13 protein-coding genes are annotated in these 17,612 nt (G+C 67.8%); 6 read left to right on the top strand and 7 right to left on the bottom strand.

Annotated elements, in window-relative coordinates:
* The 3 genes from NE2_RS33470 to NE2_RS33460 all read right to left on the bottom strand — a co-directional run.
* Window positions 1-1,260, bottom strand: a 1,260-nt coding sequence (locus tag NE2_RS33470; protein ID WP_063032651.1) for an FAD-dependent monooxygenase, incomplete at its 3' end; no start/stop codon positions are given.
* Window positions 1,261-1,334: 74 nt separating this feature from the next.
* The gene (locus tag NE2_RS33465) at window positions 1,335-2,180 is read right to left on the bottom strand and encodes a class I SAM-dependent methyltransferase (protein ID WP_218018719.1); all 846 of its coding nucleotides are present in this window, start codon (window positions 2,178-2,180) and stop codon (window positions 1,335-1,337) included.
* Between the two features lie 148 nt (window positions 2,181-2,328).
* Window positions 2,329-3,600, bottom strand: a complete 1,272-nt coding sequence (locus NE2_RS33460) for an adenosylmethionine--8-amino-7-oxononanoate transaminase (protein ID WP_063032649.1) — start codon at window positions 3,598-3,600, stop codon at window positions 2,329-2,331.
* A gap of 120 nt (window positions 3,601-3,720) precedes the next feature.
* Here NE2_RS33460 and NE2_RS33455 point away from each other — a divergent pair, with 120 nt between their 5' ends.
* From NE2_RS33455 to treY, 3 genes are all read left to right on the top strand, one after another.
* Complete coding sequence (locus NE2_RS33455; protein ID WP_063032647.1) at window positions 3,721-4,686, top strand: bifunctional helix-turn-helix transcriptional regulator/GNAT family N-acetyltransferase; 966 nt, start codon at window positions 3,721-3,723, stop codon at window positions 4,684-4,686.
* A gap of 128 nt (window positions 4,687-4,814) precedes the next feature.
* On the top strand, window positions 4,815-6,980 hold the full coding sequence (gene glgX, locus NE2_RS33450; protein ID WP_063032645.1) for a glycogen debranching protein GlgX: 2,166 nt from the start codon (window positions 4,815-4,817) through the stop codon (window positions 6,978-6,980).
* Complete coding sequence (gene treY / locus NE2_RS33445; RefSeq protein WP_063032643.1) at window positions 6,977-9,403, top strand: malto-oligosyltrehalose synthase; 2,427 nt, start codon at window positions 6,977-6,979, stop codon at window positions 9,401-9,403. Before glgX ends, treY begins: the two co-directional genes overlap by 4 nt.
* 18 nt (window positions 9,404-9,421) lie before the next feature.
* Here the strand turns inward: treY and NE2_RS36130 are convergent, their stop codons facing one another.
* From NE2_RS36130 to NE2_RS36795, 3 genes are all read right to left on the bottom strand, one after another.
* On the bottom strand, window positions 9,422-9,955 hold the full coding sequence (locus NE2_RS36130) for a transglycosylase SLT domain-containing protein (protein ID WP_218018718.1): 534 nt from the start codon (window positions 9,953-9,955) through the stop codon (window positions 9,422-9,424).
* Window positions 9,956-10,488: 533 nt separating this feature from the next.
* Window positions 10,489-11,733, bottom strand: a complete 1,245-nt coding sequence (locus NE2_RS33435; protein ID WP_084494514.1) for a T6SS phospholipase effector Tle1-like catalytic domain-containing protein — start codon at window positions 11,731-11,733, stop codon at window positions 10,489-10,491.
* A 100-nt stretch (window positions 11,734-11,833) separates the two neighbouring features.
* Window positions 11,834-12,088, bottom strand: a complete 255-nt coding sequence (locus NE2_RS36795; protein WP_228831468.1) for a zinc ribbon domain-containing protein — start codon at window positions 12,086-12,088, stop codon at window positions 11,834-11,836.
* Window positions 12,089-12,386: 298 nt separating this feature from the next.
* Between NE2_RS36795 and dnaE the strand changes: the two genes are divergently transcribed.
* Window positions 12,387-15,932 carry a DNA polymerase III subunit alpha gene (gene dnaE, locus NE2_RS33430; RefSeq protein WP_030514679.1) on the top strand — a complete coding sequence of 1,182 codons (3,546 nt, stop codon included), beginning with the start codon at window positions 12,387-12,389 and terminating at the stop codon, window positions 15,930-15,932.
* 95 nt (window positions 15,933-16,027) lie between these two features.
* Here dnaE and NE2_RS33425 read toward each other — a convergent pair whose 3' ends face one another.
* The gene (locus tag NE2_RS33425; RefSeq protein ID WP_063032641.1) at window positions 16,028-16,261 is read right to left on the bottom strand and encodes a hypothetical protein; all 234 of its coding nucleotides are present in this window, start codon (window positions 16,259-16,261) and stop codon (window positions 16,028-16,030) included.
* 108 nt (window positions 16,262-16,369) lie between these two features.
* Here NE2_RS33425 and NE2_RS33420 point away from each other — a divergent pair, with 108 nt between their 5' ends.
* Together NE2_RS33420 and NE2_RS33415 are read left to right on the top strand one after the other, a co-directional pair.
* Window positions 16,370-16,813, top strand: coding sequence for a nitroreductase family deazaflavin-dependent oxidoreductase (locus tag NE2_RS33420; RefSeq protein WP_063032639.1), 444 nt, complete (start codon window positions 16,370-16,372; stop codon window positions 16,811-16,813).
* Between the two features lie 147 nt (window positions 16,814-16,960).
* On the top strand, window positions 16,961-17,612 hold a 652-nt coding region (locus NE2_RS33415), incomplete at its 3' end, for a pyridoxal-phosphate dependent enzyme (protein WP_157110996.1).

Genomic DNA, 17,612 nt, shown 5'->3' with positions numbered 1-17,612 from the left:
GGACCACTGCGCGACCGTCCCGATCCGCCGCGAGCGATGAGCGAGCGCGCGGGTGCGCGGGCGGCGCAGCGAGTCGTAGCCGCGCAGTGCGTCCTCGACCCCGCGATCGTCGAGCAGCGCGGCCAGGGTGGCGGCATCCTCGAGCGCGAGATTGGCGCCCTGTCCCATATTCGGCGTCATCGCGTGCGCGGCGTCGCCGAGCAGCGCGACGGGACCGCGCACGAATGTCGGCAGGTCGGGAAGCTCGTAGATGTCGTGGCGCATCACCGATTCCGGCGATACCGCCGCCAGCAGCCGCGGCACCGGATCCGGCCACTCACCGAAACGCCTGTGCACTTCCGCGAATTCGCCGTCTGCCCCGCGCTCACCTTCGGCGGCGTTCACCGCACCGAACATGTACACCCGGTGGTCGGACAGCGGGACGATGCCGAAAATCTCACCGCTGCCCCATATCTGGCCGCCCTGGCGAAGTTCGGGCCGCGGCGCGGTGACCATCCGCCAGGCGGTGTATCCGGCATAGCGGGGCGGGCGGGCGCGCGGACAGACCGCGGCCCGCACGACGCTGCGCAGGCCGTCGGCCCCGATCACCAGATCCGCCGTCTCCGCTCCCCCGGCATACAGAACCCGCGCTCCCCGCCCGCCACGTTCGCTCGCCGCGCGCTTCGCGGGCACATCCCGCACCGGCTCCCGCGCGTCCGCGGCGGTATCCGGTCCCCGCCCCCCATTGGACGCCCGGATATCTCCGGTGGTGTCACGCGCCTCCGGAGTCTCGTCTTCCGCGGCGTTGTGCCCGGGCACGCGCGTTGCCGGCGCCGGATCGCCGGTGCGACCGCCGTTTCCCGATGCCGTTGTCTCCCAACTACCTGCGATGTCGATGCCGGTGACGGTGCGTCCCAGGCGCAGCCGATCGTCGCCGAGTGCGGTGCGCAGAATGTCGAACAGGTCCGCGCGATGCACGGCCACCACCGGGCCGTACCGCTCGGCCATTTTCCCGGTGTCGGTGCGGGTCAGCCAGCGGCCGGAGCGGTCACGGATTCCGCCCTCGGTGTCGGCCATCGCGCGCGAGCGCACCCGCGCCCCCACTCCGATCGCGTCCAGGGCACGTAATCCGTTGGGCCACAGTGTCAATCCCGACCCCGCCTCGCCGATATCGGCGGCCCGCTCCCAGACCTCGACGTCGTGCCCGCCCCGATGCAGCGCGATCGCGGCGGCCATTCCGCCGATTCCCCCGCCGACGACGATCACTCGCAGTGCCCGCATTCCCCACTCCTCGGCTCCTAGGCGTCGGAGTCCAGCCAAACACACCGCGCCCGCCGCCGCAGGCCACGGCGGGGTCACCCGCCGATGCGCGCATATGCCAGCCGGCACAGATCCACCGGTTGCAGCGCATCGGCGCGCTGCCACCAGCCTGCCGGCACGGCCGCCCGGTGACTGATGTGCTCGACCGTGGTGAATCCGTATCGACCCAGCACGTCGTCGAGGGTTTCCGGGGTGAAGGTGCTCAGCCACGGTTCGCCCTGGGCGCTGGTGACGGGCTGGACGGATTCGGCGTAGGCGTGTCCGTTGCCGTCGCGTAGTGCCGGATCGAGCATGTACTCCATCACCAGTTCAGTGCCCGGGGCCAGACCGGAGAGGCCGGCCAGCGTGGTGCCGATCGCCTCGGCGGTGAGATACATGCTGACGCCGAGCCAGCTGATCAGCGCGGGGCGGGCACGGTCGAATCCGGCATCGGCCAAATGCCGCGGCAGATCGTCGCGTTCGAAATCGACGGGCACGAAAACGACCTCGCCGACCGGGCGAATATCGCCGATGGCGAGAATTTCCCTTTTCCACCGCTGGGTGCCCGGATGGTCGACCTCGAATACCCGGATCCCTTCGGCCGCATCGCGATATCCGAAACTGTCGAGTCCCGCCCCGAGAACGACATATTGCGCCGCGGCCGATTTCGCGACGCGCTGTTCGACCCAGTGGCTGCGCACCGTCGCCTGCGCCCGGACCGCGGCGAGCAGCGGATGGTCGCCGTGCTGCAGGTGGTAGCCGATGAGCTCCTCCGCATGCGGGCCGAGCAGCGCGGATGCCATGGTGTCGCGGAACAGATAGGGCTCGCTGTCGATCAGCAGGTGGGCCGCACGGGCCGCGGCCGCCATCATCGCCGTGCGACTGGGTTCGGTGCCGATCATCGAATTCCCTTTCACCGTCCGAAGGAGCCGGTGGATATCACCGCGCGAATGCCGATGATAGACAGGAATTTTCGTGCTCGCCGCCACCATATCACACGAAAATAAATTTCCGATATACGACGAACCGCGCGCCGGAGGGGAATTCGGCTCAACCGGCCGCCGCGGTGGCGACCACACCAGCGGCGATGCGGGCGATATCGTCGGCACTGCTGATGAACGGCGGCATGGTGTAGACGAGATTGCGGAACGGCCGCAGCCACACGCCGGCCTCGACGGCGGCGCGGGTCGCGGCGACCATATCGATCGCGTGGTCGAGTTCCACCACCCCGATCGCGCCGAGCACGCGCACGTCTACCACGCGCGGATTATCCTGTGCCGCAGCGAGTCCCGTTTTCAACCCGGCTTCGATCGCGGCGACCTCGCCCGCCCAATCCCGCGAGAGCAGCAGTTCCACCGAGGCGACCGCGACCGCGCAGGCCAACGGATTGCCCATGAACGTGGGCCCGTGCATGAGCCCGCCGTGGGCCGCGCTGACGGTTTCGGCGATGCGGGTGGTGCACAAGGCGGCGGCCAGGGTCATATATCCGCCGGTGATGGCCTTGCCCACGCACATCACATCGGGCGCCACCCCGGCGGCCTCGGCCGCGAAAAGCGTTCCGGTGCGGCCGAATCCGGTGGCGATCTCGTCGAAGACCAGCAGCACGCCGTGCTCGTCGCACAGGCGGCGCAGCTCGTTCAGGTAGCGCGGATGATGGAACCGCATTCCGCCCGCGCCCTGCACGACCGGTTCGACGATCACCGCCGCGGTCTCGTGCGCATGCGCGGCCAGCATCCGGTCGAGCTCCGCGACGTAGCCGGGATCGAAGTCGACCGGCGGTACGGGCGCGAAGATCTGCTCGGCCAGCACATCGGTCCACAGCGAATGCATGCCACCCTCGGGATCGCACACGCTCATCGGGGTGAAGGTGTCGCCGTGATACCCACCGCGCCAGGTGAACAGCCGCCGTTTCTCCGGCTGTCCGAGCGCCCGCCAGTACTGCAGGCACATCTTGGCCGCGACCTCGACCGACACCGAACCGGAATCGCAGAGGAACACCTTGTCCAGACCGTCGGGAGTCAGCTCCACCAGCAGTTGGGACAGCCGCACGGCCGGTTCGTGGGTGAGCCCGCCGAACATGACGTGACTCATCCGCTGCGACTGCTCGAGCAGCGCGGCGTCGAGCACGGGGTGCCGGTAGCCGTGCACCGCCGCCCACCACGAACTCATCCCGTCGACCAGTTCGCGGCCGTCGGCCAGGGTCAGGCGGGTGCCCGCGGCCGAGGCGACCACCAGCGGTTCGGTGCTCGCCGGGAAGCCGCCGTAGGGATGCCAGACGTGCGCGGCGTCGAGGGCGGTGATCTGGTCGGCTGTCAGGGCCACGCGGATCCCTTCACGAAATGGTCTTGAACGCCGTTCAAGTTATCACCGCGGCAAATCGGATGTGCGCGGGGCCGCCGCGCGATATCTTTGACTTGGTCAAAGAACTGCGACGGGAGGGCCGTGACGATCCCCGCACTCGATCACGACGACGTCGGCGCCGTGCGCGCGTTCAACCGCCGCTACACCCGGCTGATCGGCGTCCTCGAGGAACATCTGCTCGACAGCGACTTCTCGCTCACCGAGGCGCGAATCCTGTTCGAACTCGCGCACTCCGGACCGCTGGGCGTCCGCACACTGCGCACCGACCTGGGCCTGGACCCCGGCTATCTGAGCCGGATCCTCGCCCGCTTCGAGAGCGCCGGGCTGGTGCGCCGGCACCGCTCCGACTCCGACGCTCGCCTGCAACTCGTCCAGCTCACCGACGCCGGGCGGGGCGCGGCCGACGATCTCGACCGCCGCTCCGCGCACGACATCGCCGCGCTGCTGGCCGGGCACAGCGCCGCGGACCGGCGTCGCCTGCGCACCGCGATGCGCACGATCGAACAACTGCTCGACCCGGCCACCGCGGCGAGCCGCGCACATTCACCAGCGGCGGGCCCCGCGAGCGAGGTCCGCCTCCGACCTCCCCGTCCCGGCGACTACGGCTGGATCATCCAGCGCAACGCGGTGCTCTACGCCGCCGAATACGGCTGGGACACCGACTACGAGGCGCTGGTCGCGAAGATCGTGGCCGACTTCCTGGCCGGGCACGATCCGGAGAGCGAGCGGGCGTGGATCGCCGAGGCCGGCGGCGCGGCGGCCGGTGCGGTGTTCTGCGTGCGCGAGGACGACACCACCGCCCGGCTGCGGCTGCTGCTCGTGGAACCGTCGGCGCGCGGGCTCGGCGTCGGCACCGCACTGGTCGAGCGGTGCCTGCGGTTCGCGAGCGAGGCGGGATATCGGGACATGGTGCTGTGGACCAACGATGTGCTCACCGCGGCGCGGCGGATCTACCAGCGCGCCGGATTCGAGCTCGTCGATTCCCGGCCACACCACAGTTTCGGCGCCGACCTGGTCGGCCAGACCTGGCGGCGCAGCCTGCGGTAACCGCGGTGCCGCGGAACCCACGCGGACCGTCGGCCGCGGCCGGGCCATCGATAGCCACCGGATTACCGGCCCGGCACGACCCGGCCCACCCGCACCGGCGGCTCCGGCGCGACGGTTACTGTCGGTATATGGTTCGGCCCGATACATCCGGTGAGATGACGCCTCTCGGCGTCTGGCCGGGTGCCGCCTATCCGCTGGGCGCTACCTACGACGGCGCCGGCACCAACTTCTCGGTGTTCTCCGAAGTTGCCGAACTGGTCGAGCTGTGCCTGATCGATCGTGCGGGCGGTGAGCACCGCATCCCGCTCGACGAGGTCGACGGATACGTCTGGCACGCCTATCTGCCCACCGTCGCCCCCGGGCAGCGCTACGGGTTCCGCGTGCACGGCCCCTACGATCCCGCCCGCGGTCTGCGCTGCGACAGCAGCAAACTACTGCTCGATCCCTACGGCAAGGCCTTCGCGGGCCGGTTCGCCGCCGACGCCACCCTGCACACCTACGGCGCGGATACGCTGGGACACACCATGACCGGCGTGGTGGTGAACCCGTACTTCGACTGGGCCGGTGACCGCGCACCGCGGCGGCCCTATCACGAAACCGTCATCTACGAAGCCCACGTCAAGGGTATGACGATGACGCATCCGGCGATTCCGCAGCGACTGCGCGGCACCTACGCGGGCATCGCGCATCCGGCGATCATCGACCATCTGCTGTCGCTGGGCGTCACAGCGATCGAACTGATGCCGGTCCACCAGTTCCTGCACGACCGGATCCTGCTCGACCGCGGACTGCGAAACTACTGGGGGTACAACAGTTTCGGCTATCTGGCACCACACCACGAATACGCCGCCGACCCGCGGGCCGGGGCCGCGGTCACCGAATTCAAGGCGATGGTCCGGGCACTGCACAGCGCGGGCATCGAGGTGATCCTCGACGTGGTCTACAACCACACCGGCGAGGGGAATCACCTGGGGCCGACGATCGGCCTGCGCGGGATCGACAACGCGGCGTATTACCGTCTGGCCGAAGACGATCCGGCGCACTACATGGACTACACCGGCACCGGCAACAGCCTCAATGTGCGCCATCCGCACACCTTGCAGCTGATCATGGATTCGCTGCGGTACTGGATTCTCGAGATGCACGTCGACGGCTTCCGCTTCGATCTGGCGGCCACGCTGGCGCGCGAATTACACGATGTGGACCGGCTTTCCACCTTCTTCGATCTGGTGCAGCAGGACCCGGTGGTCAGCCAGGTCAAACTGATCGCCGAACCGTGGGACATCGGCGAGGGCGGCTACCAGGTCGGCAACTTTCCGGGGCTGTGGACCGAGTGGAACGGCAAGTACCGCGATACCGTGCGCGACTACTGGCGCGGCCGCCCGGCGACCCTGGGCGAATTCGCCTCCCGGTTCACGGGCAGTTCCGATCTGTACGAGGCCACCGGCCGCCGTCCCGGCGCGAGCGTCAACTTCGTGACCGCCCACGACGGGTTCACACTGCGAGATCTGGTTTCCTACAACGACAAACACAATCACGCCAACGGCGAGGACAATCGCGACGGCGAAGACTACAACCGGTCCTGGAACTGCGGGATCGAGGGTCCCACCGACGATCCGGAGGTCTGTGCACTGCGAGATCGCCAGAGCCGCAACATGATCGCCACCCTGGCACTGTCGCAGGGCACACCCATGCTGCTGCACGGCGACGAGATCGGGCGCACCCAGCAGGGCAACAACAATGCCTACTGCCAGGATTCGCCACTGTCCTGGATGGATTGGGGCGCCGCGCAGAAATACGCCGACCTGCTGACGTTCACCCGCACCGCCTTCGCGCTGCGCCACGCCCATCCGGTGTTCCGGCGCCGGCGCTTCTTCGACGGACGTCCCGGCACCCCCGGCGAACTCCCCGGCGCCGTACCCGACGAACTCCCCAGCGCCGGCGATATCACGTGGTTCACCCCCGGCGGCACGGAGATGACCACCGCCGACTGGAATACCGGCTTCGCCCGCTCCCTGGCGGTGTTCCTCAACGGCGAGGCGATCGCCGAACCGGGCCCGCGCGGGGAACGAGTGCGCGATGATTCCTTCCTGCTGTGTTTCAATGCCCACGACGCACCCCTCGAATTCGCCGTACCCGGACCGGAATTCGGCGCGCACTGGACGGTGGCGCTGGACTGCTCGACACCCACCGGGCGCACAGATGCCACCTACCCCGCAGCGGCCACGGTCGCCGTACCCGCTCGCTGCCTGCTCGTTCTCCGCCGTACCGAATCCACACCGATATCGAGATGACAGACACCCCTTCCCCTGAACACCGCACCGGCCCGATCGCCCGCCGGACCCCCGTGCGCAGCACGTACCGGCTACAGCTGCGCCCGGACGCCCTGACCTTCGCCGACGCCCGCGCGATCGCCGAATATCTGCAGCAGCTGGGTATTTCGCATCTGTATCTGTCCCCGGTGATGACCGCGATGCCGGGCTCCGCGCACGGCTACGACGTCACCGATCCGACCACCGTGTCGGCGGCACTGGGCGGGCCGGGCGGGCTGAAGGCACTCGCCGACGAGGTTCGCGGCCGCGGCATGGGCCTGATCGTCGATCTGGTGCCCAATCACGTCGGCGTCGGCGATCCGCGGTGCAATCCGTGGTGGTGGGATGTGCTGCGCAACGGCAAGAATTCGAAATTCGCGCATTTCTTCGACATCGACTGGAGCCCGGGCAACGGCGCGGGCGGGCGGCTGGCGCTGCCCGTACTGCACAGCGAGAACGATCCGGCCGCGCTGACCGTCGACCGCTCGGGCCCCGAACCGGTCCTGGCCCTGCGGGATCTGCGTTTCCCGATCGCGCCCGGCACCGACGGGGAGAACGCGCTGCGCATCCATGACCGCCAGCACTATCGCCTCGTCAGCTGGAAGGCCGGGATCTGCAGCTATCGGCGATTCCTGGCGGTCTCGGAACTGGCGGCGATCCGGCAGGAGGAGCCGGCGGTCTTCGATCTGACCCATCGCGAACTGGCCGCCTGGTGCGAACACGATCTCATCGACGGGGTGCGCGTCGACCATCCCGACGGATTGGCATATCCGGCCGCCTATCTGGCGAAACTGCGCCGGCTGATCGGCCCGCAGCGGCTGCTGCTGGTGGAGAAGGTGCTCGGCCGCCACGAACCGCTCGACGCCACCCTGCCCGTCGACGGCACCACCGGATACGAAGCGCTCGCGGAGGTCGGCGGCATCTTCGTCGATCCGGCCGGAGAGAACGCGCTCACCGAGTTGTCGCGGCGGATGTCGGGACACGGCAGCGATGCCGCCTGGATGGCCGATACCGAACACCGCATCAAACGCGCGGTGGCCGAGCGCCTGCTCGTGCCCGAGGTCCGGCGACTGGTCGGCGCGGTGAAGCGCGACGCGGCGGTGAACGGATTCGATTCCGCCGCGATCAGCGATATGGCGCTGACCAACGCCACCATCGAGGTGCTGTCCCATATGCCGGTGTACCGGACCGACTACGCACCCCTGTCCGGGGTGCTCGGCACCGTGGTGGCCGAGGTGCAGCAGCGCAACCGGGAGCTGACCGCCCCGCTGTCGGTCCTGGTGCGCGCACTGGCCGCCGGCGGAGAAGCGGCACGGCGGATGCATCAGGTGGGCGGCGCGGTCGCGGCCAAGGCGGTCGACGACACCATGTTCTATCAGGCGTCGCGTCTGGTGTCGCTGCAGGAGATGGGCGGTGACCCGGGCCGGTTCGGCCGTTCGGTGCTGGAATTCCATCTCGCCAATGCCGAACGCGCGGTGCGCCGCCCGGCCACCATGACGACGCTGTCGACGCACGACACCAAGCGGGGCGAAGATGTGCGCGCCCGCATCACGGTGCTCTCGCAGGTGGCCGACAGCTGGGCCAAGGCGGTGGGCGCCTGGCTGGAACTCGCGCCCGCGCCGGACGGACCGACCGCGAACTTCTTGCTGCAGAACATGTTCGGCGTGTGGCCGGTCGACGGGCGCCGCCCCGCCACGGTGCCGCGGTTTCGCGAACGCCTGCACCTGTTCGCGGAGAAGGCGGTGCGCGAGGCCGGTCTGCGGTCCTCGTGGGAGGAACCCGACGTCGACTTCGAGGCCGAGGTGCATCGCTGGCTCGACACCGTGATCGACGGGCCGGTCGGCGCCGAACTCGGTGAGCTGGCGACCCGGCTCGCACCGCACGCGTGGTCGGATTCACTGGGGCAGAAGCTGCTTCAGCTGTGCGGTCCCGGCATCCCTGATGTGTATCAGGGCTGCGAGCTGTGGGAGGACTCGCTGGTCGACCCGGACAATCGGCGGCCGGTCGATTTCGGGCACCGCCTGGCGATGCTGCAATCACTCACGGGCACACCGGAATTGGAGAACTCCGGCGCGGCGAAGATGTGGATCGTCGCCTACGCCCTGTGGTTGCGGCGGGAGCGGCCCGACTGCTTCGTCGGCGGCTCCTACACACCGCTGTTCGGCAGCGGCGACCGCAGCGAGCACCTGGTGGGATACGCACGCGGCCGCAGCGGTGAGGCGCCGCAGGTGATCGTGGCCGCGACCCGCTACAGCGTGGCCCTGACCGAGGGCGGGTGGGCCGATACCGTCCTCGACCTGCCCTCGGGCACCTGGACCGACCGCCTCACCGGCCACACCTTCACCGGCCGCACCCGGCTGGAGAAGCTGTTCGCCCGCCTGCCGGTGGCGCTACTGGTGCGCTGAGGCCCGATCGAGCCCGGATCAGTACGCCGAGAACACGTGGTCGATCGAGCCGTAGCGGTGCGCGGCGTAGTTGCAGGCGGCCGCGATGTTGGCGACCGGGTCGTAGATGTCGCCCGAGGTGCCGTCGACGTGATAGGCGGCGAAGGTGGGATCGATGACCTGCATCAGGCCCTTGGAGGGGATGCCGGCCGCGGCGTTGGAGTCGTAGAGGTTGATGGCACGCGGGTTGCCGCCCGACTCACGCATGGCATTGCGGTAGATGCCGTCGTAGCTGCCCGGAATGCCGTGCTGACCCATCACGAAGAGCGCGTGCTTGATCCAGCCGTCGAGGTTGTCGGGATAAGTCTGGGGGATCACCTGCTGCAGCGGCTGCGGCAGGGTCTGCAGGAATTGCTGAGCCTGATCCTGCTGCGGCTGCGGCAATCCCTGCACCCACTGCTGGGCACTCTGCTGCAGTTGCGGCGGCACACCGGGGGCATCGGCGTGTGCCGCGACGGGCACGGTGACGACGGCGGCGAGGACGGCGAGGGGTAACAGTCTTCTGATCTGCATGGCGATGTGAACTCCGGATGCGTCGAACGGTGGGCCAACGCGGCGATCTACAGAACAAAAGCCCGCTCGCCGCGGTGAAAACAGACCGTTTGCCTGCTTCTTGACAAGTCACAGAATGATTGCGGCACGTTAACGTAAACATAACGCCAAGTGAACAGTAGATGTTATTACGCTGAGAAAAACCGGCTGGACCTGCAGTGATGTGTGCGACCGATCACACGCCAGTTTTATCTCGATCAGGTCACGCGCCCTCGCCACACGCGGAACTCGGGTCGCCGCGCCCGCCTAAGGTGCTGAGACACAAGCGAACCCGGGCGCGCAGCGTGCGCGCCCGGGGACAGGTTCAACCGACGGGCACAGCCCGGCAACCGGCAGCGGCACACGGCGAGCGAGACGCTGCCGCTTCGCGGTCGGCCACCCCGGCGGTTGCCGAAACCGGTCATTTCCGGCGCATCAGGAGGGCCGTAGCTCCGCACCGCCGGCAAACGCACCTGGCGAGGCCGTGATGGGCGGCGGCGGTCACACAGCGGCGATCAGGCGGCGGTGTCGGCCACCGAGCCGCTACCCGCCTGGTGCTGTCCGCCCGCGACAGGTTCGCCTGCCGGGTGATCGTCGATGCTGTCGTCGCTCGCGCCGACCGGCAGAGTGGGCAGCGGTCCGGCCAGTTCCTCGGCCCAGCGGACGACGTTCGGTGGGCGGTAGGTCGCACACGGCGCGGCACAATCGGCGAGATAGACACGTCGATCACCGGGGGCGAACAGACGGCGCCAGGAATCCGCGTAGAAGCGGGGGTTGCGCGGATGCAGCGCCCAGCCCACGCGATTGAGGACGCGGTAGAAGACGGTGAGCGAATCGTGCGCCCGCGGAGGCGAATCCGGCACCGCGACCGCCGGCTCCGGCGCGGCGGCCGATACCGCGGGTGCCGGGCGGTTCAGGAGCTGTTCGATGCGCTCGTCGTCGAAGCTCAATCCCGCGGTTCGAGCCTGCTCCACCATCCACCGCAGCGTGATGTCGGAGAGCCGGCTGTCGGCGTAGCCACCGCCGATATCGGTGTGCACACCCTCGAACCAGACCTGCTGCACCCGGTCGGCGCCGCTCGGGCCGCCCTCGGGGTCGTCGGTGATCTCCCACAGGCACGGTGCGTACATCCGGCGGCGTTCGTCGATCGCGAGGGCCTGCCGCGCGTACCGCACATTTCTCGACAGCCGCACGTCGTGGAAGCGGTAGCGCCACGACGTCAGCAGCGGCACCCCGAGCGCGCCGACGGTGTCGAAGACGCCGAGGAAGGTGATCGGCACCGGATAGATGCAGTTGCGCTCACGGAATTCGATCCACTCCGGCCGATCCGGACCGTCGGGATCCACTTTGCGCTGACGGTAGATCTTCAGTGCCTCGGGATAGGCGCGCTCGACCATCGCGTCGGCGGTGAGCAGCCCGAGCCGGTTGATCATCCCGACCAGGCTGCGGGCGGTATAGGCGCCGCGACTGAAGCCGAAGACGTAGATCTCGTCCCCCGGTTCCCAGTTCAGTGCCAGCTGCCAGTACATCGTGGACAGGTTGGCGTCGAGGCCGAGCCCGAACGCGCCGCCGAGCAGTTTGTCGGCCAGATAGCCGTGGGAGCCGGGGCCGTCGACATAGAAAACCCGTTGTCCCACATGGTCGCCCGCGTCGGTGACGGCGCTCGACCGCACCGACTCGGCGATCTTCACAACATTGGAGACCGTCGGATTGCTCTCCGATCCCCACGTGCCGTCACAGCACACAACCAAACGCTTCATACCGGCAATCCTCCCGCCCCGTACCGTGCCGCTCGCGAGTAGCGAACTACTCGAATTTTGACAGTCCTCCCACGAATGAACGCGGAAATCTCCGCACCGGCTAGGGCGGAGGCAGTAATTCCTCACGGTTTCCTGCTGGTTCCTGCTTCCCAGACCGACCGTTGTCGAGGTCTCCACAGGCTGTCACCGCCAGCCCGGCGGCCAAGATGTTCCGTGCAGCGTTGATGTCCGCATTCAACGTCATGTCGCAGCGGGTGCATACGAAACGCGCTTGGCTCTTACGCGATCTCGCGTCCACCGCGCCACACGCTGAACACGATGACGGCCGACCGCCCTCGTCTCGGTCGACCGTCATCGGCGAGACGGGGAGCGGCACGATGACCGCCGACCGCCGTGACGCACCGATCTGCCCTTCCGGACCGTTCGTCTCTCGCAGCCGGGTTATCGCCGCCGGGCCCGCGCGGCGTTACCGGTGCCACTCGCATCCGTTCCGGCGATCGCCCACCGGCCGCGGTCGCGGCGGTGAGGTTCGCCACGGCGATGCGGGGCATTCCCGGCGATTCCGGGAGACTCGCCCGACACGCCGAGCTCCGAATTGCACGCATGTAGTTCCCTGGCATCGGCTGTCGGTCCGGTCGACTAGGATTCCTCGCGTGGCCGACTCGGGATTCGTACATCTGCACAATCACACCGAGTACTCGATGCTCGATGGCGCCGCCAAGATCACGCCCCTGTTCAAGGAGGCGGAGCGGCTCGGGATGACCGCGGTCGGGATGACCGACCACGGCAATATGTACGGCGCCTCGGAGTTCTACAACTCGGCCAAGAAGCAGGGCATCAAGCCGATCATCGGCATCGAGGCCTACATCGCGCCCGAGTCCCGGTTCAACACCAAACGCGTGCAGTGGGGTGACCCGAGCCAGAAGAGCGACGACGTCTCCGGCTCCGGCGCCTACACCCATATGACGATGGTCGCCGAGACCGCCACCGGTCTGCGGAACCTGTTCAAGCTGTCGAGTCTGGCCTCGATCGAAGGCCAGCTCGGCAAGTGGGCGCGCATGGACGCCGAGATCATCGCCCAGTACGCCGAGGGGATCATCGCCACCACCGGTTGCCCGTCGGGCGAGGTGCAGACCCGGCTGCGACTGGGGCACGAGCGCGAGGCGCTGGAGGCCGCGGCCAAGTGGCAGGAGATCTTCGGCAAGGACAACTTCTTCCTCGAACTGATGGACCACGGGCTGTCCATCGAGCGCCGGGTGCGCGAGGGCCTGATCGATATCGGCAAGAAGCTGGGCATTCCGCCGCTGGCCACCAACGACTGCCACTACGTGCACGAATCCGACTCCACGAATCACGAAGCGCTGCTGTGCATTCAGACCGGTAAGACCCTGTCGGACCCGACCCGGTTCAAATTCGACGGCAGCGGCTACTACCTGAAGTCGGCCGCGGAGATGCGCGAGATCTGGGACGGCGAGGTCCCCGGCGCATGCGACAACACTGTGCTGATCGGCGAGCGCGTGCAGTCCTACGAGGATGTGTGGACTCACCGCGACCGGATGCCGAAATTCCCGGTGCCCGAGGGTGAGACCGAGGCATCCTGGCTGCGCAAGGAGGTCGCGCGCGGCCTGGAGTACCGCTTCCCCGACGGTGTCCCGCAGAAGTACCTCGATCAGGCCGAGTACGAGATCGACGTGATCCTGAAGATGGGCTTCCCGGCCTACTTCCTCGTCGTCGGCGACCTGATCAATCACGCCCGCGAGGTCGGGATCCGGGTCGGGCCGGGCCGTGGTTCGGCCGCCGGTTCGCTGGTCGCCTACGCGCTGAAGATCACCAATATCGACCCGCTGCCGCACGGTCTGCTGTTCGAGCGATTCCTCAATCCCGAGCGCGTCTCGATGCCCGATATCGATATCGACTTCGACGATCGCCGCCGCGGTGAGATGGTCCGCTACGCCACCGAGAAGTGGGGCAGCGACCGGGTCGCTCAGGTCATCACCTTCGGCACCATCAAAACCAAGGCGGCGCTGAAGGATTCGGCCCGTGTCCTGTTCGGCCAGCCCGGCTTCGCGATCGCCGATCAGATCACCAAGGCGCTGCCGCCGCCGATCATGGCCAAGGACATCTCGGTGTCGGGTATCACCGACCCCGAGCACGAGCGGTACAAAGAGGCCGCCGAGGTCCGCACCCTCATCGAATCCAATCCCGATATCGCCAAGATCTACGACACGGCGAAGGGTCTGGAAGGCCTGATCCGCAACGCCGGCGTGCACGCCTGCGCGGTGATCATGTCGTCGGAGCCGCTGACCGACGCGATCCCGGTGTGGAAGCGAGCCCAGGACGGCGCCATCATCACCGGCTGGGACTATCCGTCGTGTGAGGCCATCGGCCTGCTGAAGATGGACTTCCTCGGCCTGCGCAACCTCACCGTGCTCGGTGACGCGATCGACAACGCCAAGGCCAACCGCGGCGTCGACGTCGACCTCGACGCGCTGCCGCTGGACGATCCGAAAACATTCGAACTGCTCGCCCGTGGTGACACGCTGGGTGTGTTCCAGCTCGACGGTGGGCCCATGCGCGATCTGCTGCGACGCATGCAGCCCACCGCCTTCGAGGACATCGTGGCCGTCGGCGCGCTGTATCGCCCCGGCCCGATGGGCATGAACGCGCACAACGACTACGCCGACCGCAAGAACGGGCGCCAAGAGGTCAAGCCGATCCACCCCGAGCTCGAGGAACCGCTCAAGGACATCCTCGGCGAAACCTACGGTCTGATCGTCTACCAAGAGCAGATCATGCACGTCGCGCAGAAAGTGGCCGGCTACTCGCTCGGACGAGCGGACATCCTGCGCCGCGCGATGGGTAAGAAGAAGGCCGAGGTGCTGGCCGCGGAGTTCGAGGGCTTCGAGGCGGGCATGTTGGAGAACGGCTACTCCAAGGCCGCGATCAAGGCGCTGTGGGACACCATCCTCCCGTTCGCCGGTTACGCGTTCAACAAATCGCATGCCGCCGCCTACGGCCTGGTCTCCTACTGGACCGCCTACTTCAAGGCCAACTATCCGGCCGAATACATGGCCGCCCTCCTCACCAGCGTCGGCGACGACAAGGACAAGGCCGCGGTCTACCTGTCGGACTGCCGCCGCCTCGGGATCACGGTGCTGCCGCCCGATGTCAACGAGTCCGAACAGAACTTCGCGCCGGTCGGCACCGATATCCGTTTCGGCCTGGGCGCGGTGCGCAACGTCGGCACCAACGTGGTGTCCTCGATCATCGCCGCACGCACCGAGAAGTCGAAGTTCACCGACTTCTCGGACTACCTGAACAAGATCGACACCATCGCCTGCACCAAGAAGGTCACCGAATCCCTCATCAAGGCAGGCGCTTTCGACTCCCTCGGACATCCGCGCAAGGGCCTGCTGCTCGTGCATTCCGATGCCATCGACGCGGTGATGGCCACCAAGAAAGCCGAGGCGATCGGGCAGTTCGACCTGTTCGGCGGGCTCGACGACGCCGACGATTCGATCTCCTCGGTCTTCGACGTCAAGGTGCCCGACGAGGAGTGGGAGGCCAAGCACAAGCTGGCCCTGGAACGAGAGATGCTGGGGCTCTACGTGTCCGGCCATCCGCTCAACGGGGTGGAGCACGTCCTCGCCGCACAGGCGGACACGCCGATTCCGGCCATTCTGCAGGGTGATGTCAAGGACGGCGCCCAGGTGACCATCGGCGGCATCCTCGCCTCGGTGACCCGGCGCGTCAACAAGAACGGAATGCCCTGGGCCTCGGCACAATTGGAGGATCTCACCGGTGGTATCGAGGTGCTGTTCTTCCCGCAGGCCTATTCGGTGTACGGGATGGACATCGCCGAGGACGCCGTCGTGCTCGTGAAGGCGCGCGTCTCGGTGCGCGACGACCGGATCTCGCTGATCGCCAACGATCTGGTGGTGCCGGATCTGTCCTCGATCGGTATGGAGAAGCCGCTGTCGGTGACGATCCCGACCCGGCTGTGCACCCCCGACAAGGTGAGCGCGCTCAAGCGGGTGCTGTCCAGCCACCCCGGCACCGCCGATGTACACATCCGCCACGTCGGATCGCGGGAGAAGACGACGATGCTCAAGGTCGCCGACAACCTGCGGGTCTCGCCGTCCTCCGCACTGATGGGTGATCTGAAGGCGCTGCTCGGCCCGGGCTGCCTGGCGAGCTGAGGCACACCGGGTCGCCACGCCGGACTCCTCGATGGTCGGTGCGTAGGCGCTGGGCGCACGCGGATTCGGCTACCGCGCGTCGGGTGATGTCGCCGTCAGGCTGTGTTACCTCGATGGGCCACGGCTCCCGCGATCCATCGCAGCGCCGCCGCTCCCGCGGCGACCAGGACGGCGAGCTCTGCGGAACCGGTGATCAGGCCGAGAATCAGCGCGAGCAGCGCACCCAGCGCGACGGCCTCGAGTTTGTACACCGGCCACGGCACACCCGCGATCCGTACCGTATGCGTGGCACGGCGGACCGGGCGAACAATGGGGCTGACCGCTGTCATGTCGTCAGGCTACACGTATCTGGAATTTCGGTCCACCGAACATTTGCGGCTATCCGGTCACGAAGGACGGGGGGGAACACATCCGCGGTCATCGATGTTGTGCCGGGCATGCCACTCACCGGAGATTACGCACCCAGCACATCCGACTGGGCCCGCGAGCAGGCCGAGAAGTACGAGGCTTCCAACGGGTCCGAAGCGAATACCCTGCTCGACCGCGGGATGCCGATCATCCTGGTCACCAGCATCGGCGCCAAGACCGGCAAGCTGCGCAAGACCCCGCTCATGCGGGTCGAGCACAACGGCGAGTACGCGGCGGTGGCCTCACTGGGCGGCGCCCCGAAGCACCCTGTCTGGTACTACAACCTCAAGGCCAACCCGACCGTCGAACTGCGCGACGGCGATGTGGTGAAGGACTACACCGCACGCGAGGTGACCGGCGAGGAGAAGGCCGTCTGGTGGGAGCGGGCCGTCGCGGCCTACCCGGACTACGCCGACTACCAGCAGAAGACCACCCGCGAGATCCCGGTTTTCGTCCTGACCCCGAAGTCCTGATTCACCCGGATCACGACCGTCACCGGTCCACGACGATCATCGCTGCGACGCCCGGCCTACGGTCCGGGCGTCGCCGGTTTCCGGGCGTTCCGGACCGCTACGGAAACTGCCGCGCGCCGGACCAGGCGCGACCGATAGCATGTTCGGGTGTCTGAACCGCTGGATGTCGTAGAGAAAGTATCCGCTCCGCTGCCCGAACTGAGCGCGGACGAGATCGACGCGGCCGCCAAGCGAATTTCCGACATCGTCGAGCCGACGCCGCTACAGCGAATCGAGCGGTTGTCGGCGGCCACCGGCGCGAACGTCTACCTCAAGCGCGAGGACCTCACGGCGGTGCGTTCCTACAAGCTGCGCGGCGCCTACAACCTGATCGTGCAGCTCGATGCCGGCGAGCGTGCGGCCGGAGTCGTCACCGCCAGCGCCGGCAATCACGCCCAGGGCGTCGCCTTCGCCTGCCGCGCGATGGGTATCCAGGGCCGCATCTACGTACCGACCACCACGCCCAAGCAGAAACGCGATCGCATCCGCGCCCACGGCGGCGACTTCGTGGAATTGATCGCCGTCGGCGACACCTTCGACGCGGCGGCCGCGGCGGCCGCCGACGACGTCGCCCGCACCGGCGCCACCATGGTCCCGCCGTTCGACGATGCTCGCACCGCGGCCGGGCAGGGCACCGTGGCGGTGGAGATCCTCGAACAGCTGCCCAGCGCTCCCGATCTGGTGATCATCCCCGTCGGCGGCGGCGGGTGCCTGGCCGGCATCGGCACCTATCTGCGCGACCGCTCGCCGGCCACCGCCA

The organism is Nocardia elegans NBRC 108235, from assembly GCF_001612845.1.
Taxonomy (GTDB): Bacteria; Actinomycetota; Actinomycetes; order Mycobacteriales; family Mycobacteriaceae; genus Nocardia; species Nocardia nova.
This window is presented reverse-complemented; position numbering and strand designations above follow the sequence as displayed.

Bases quoted from the DNA above. Each gene is read 5' to 3' on its own strand.
- NE2_RS33420 (WP_063032639.1), top strand. From the start codon at position 16,370: ATGCCACTCACCGGAGATTACGCACCCAGCACATCCGACTGGGCCCGC.
- NE2_RS36130 (WP_218018718.1), bottom strand. From the start codon at position 9,955: ATGCAGATCAGAAGACTGTTACCCCTCGCCGTCCTCGCCGCCGTCGTC.
- glgX (WP_063032645.1), top strand. From the start codon at position 4,815: ATGGTTCGGCCCGATACATCCGGTGAGATGACGCCTCTCGGCGTCTGG.
- NE2_RS33435 (WP_084494514.1), bottom strand. From the start codon at position 11,733: ATGAAGCGTTTGGTTGTGTGCTGTGACGGCACGTGGGGATCGGAGAGC.
- NE2_RS33425 (WP_063032641.1), bottom strand. From the start codon at position 16,261: ATGACAGCGGTCAGCCCCATTGTTCGCCCGGTCCGCCGTGCCACGCAT.
- NE2_RS33465 (WP_218018719.1), bottom strand. From the start codon at position 2,180: ATGATCGGCACCGAACCCAGTCGCACGGCGATGATGGCGGCCGCGGCC.
- NE2_RS36795 (WP_228831468.1), bottom strand. From the start codon at position 12,088: ATGACGGTCGACCGAGACGAGGGCGGTCGGCCGTCATCGTGTTCAGCG.
- treY (WP_063032643.1), top strand. From the start codon at position 6,977: ATGACAGACACCCCTTCCCCTGAACACCGCACCGGCCCGATCGCCCGC.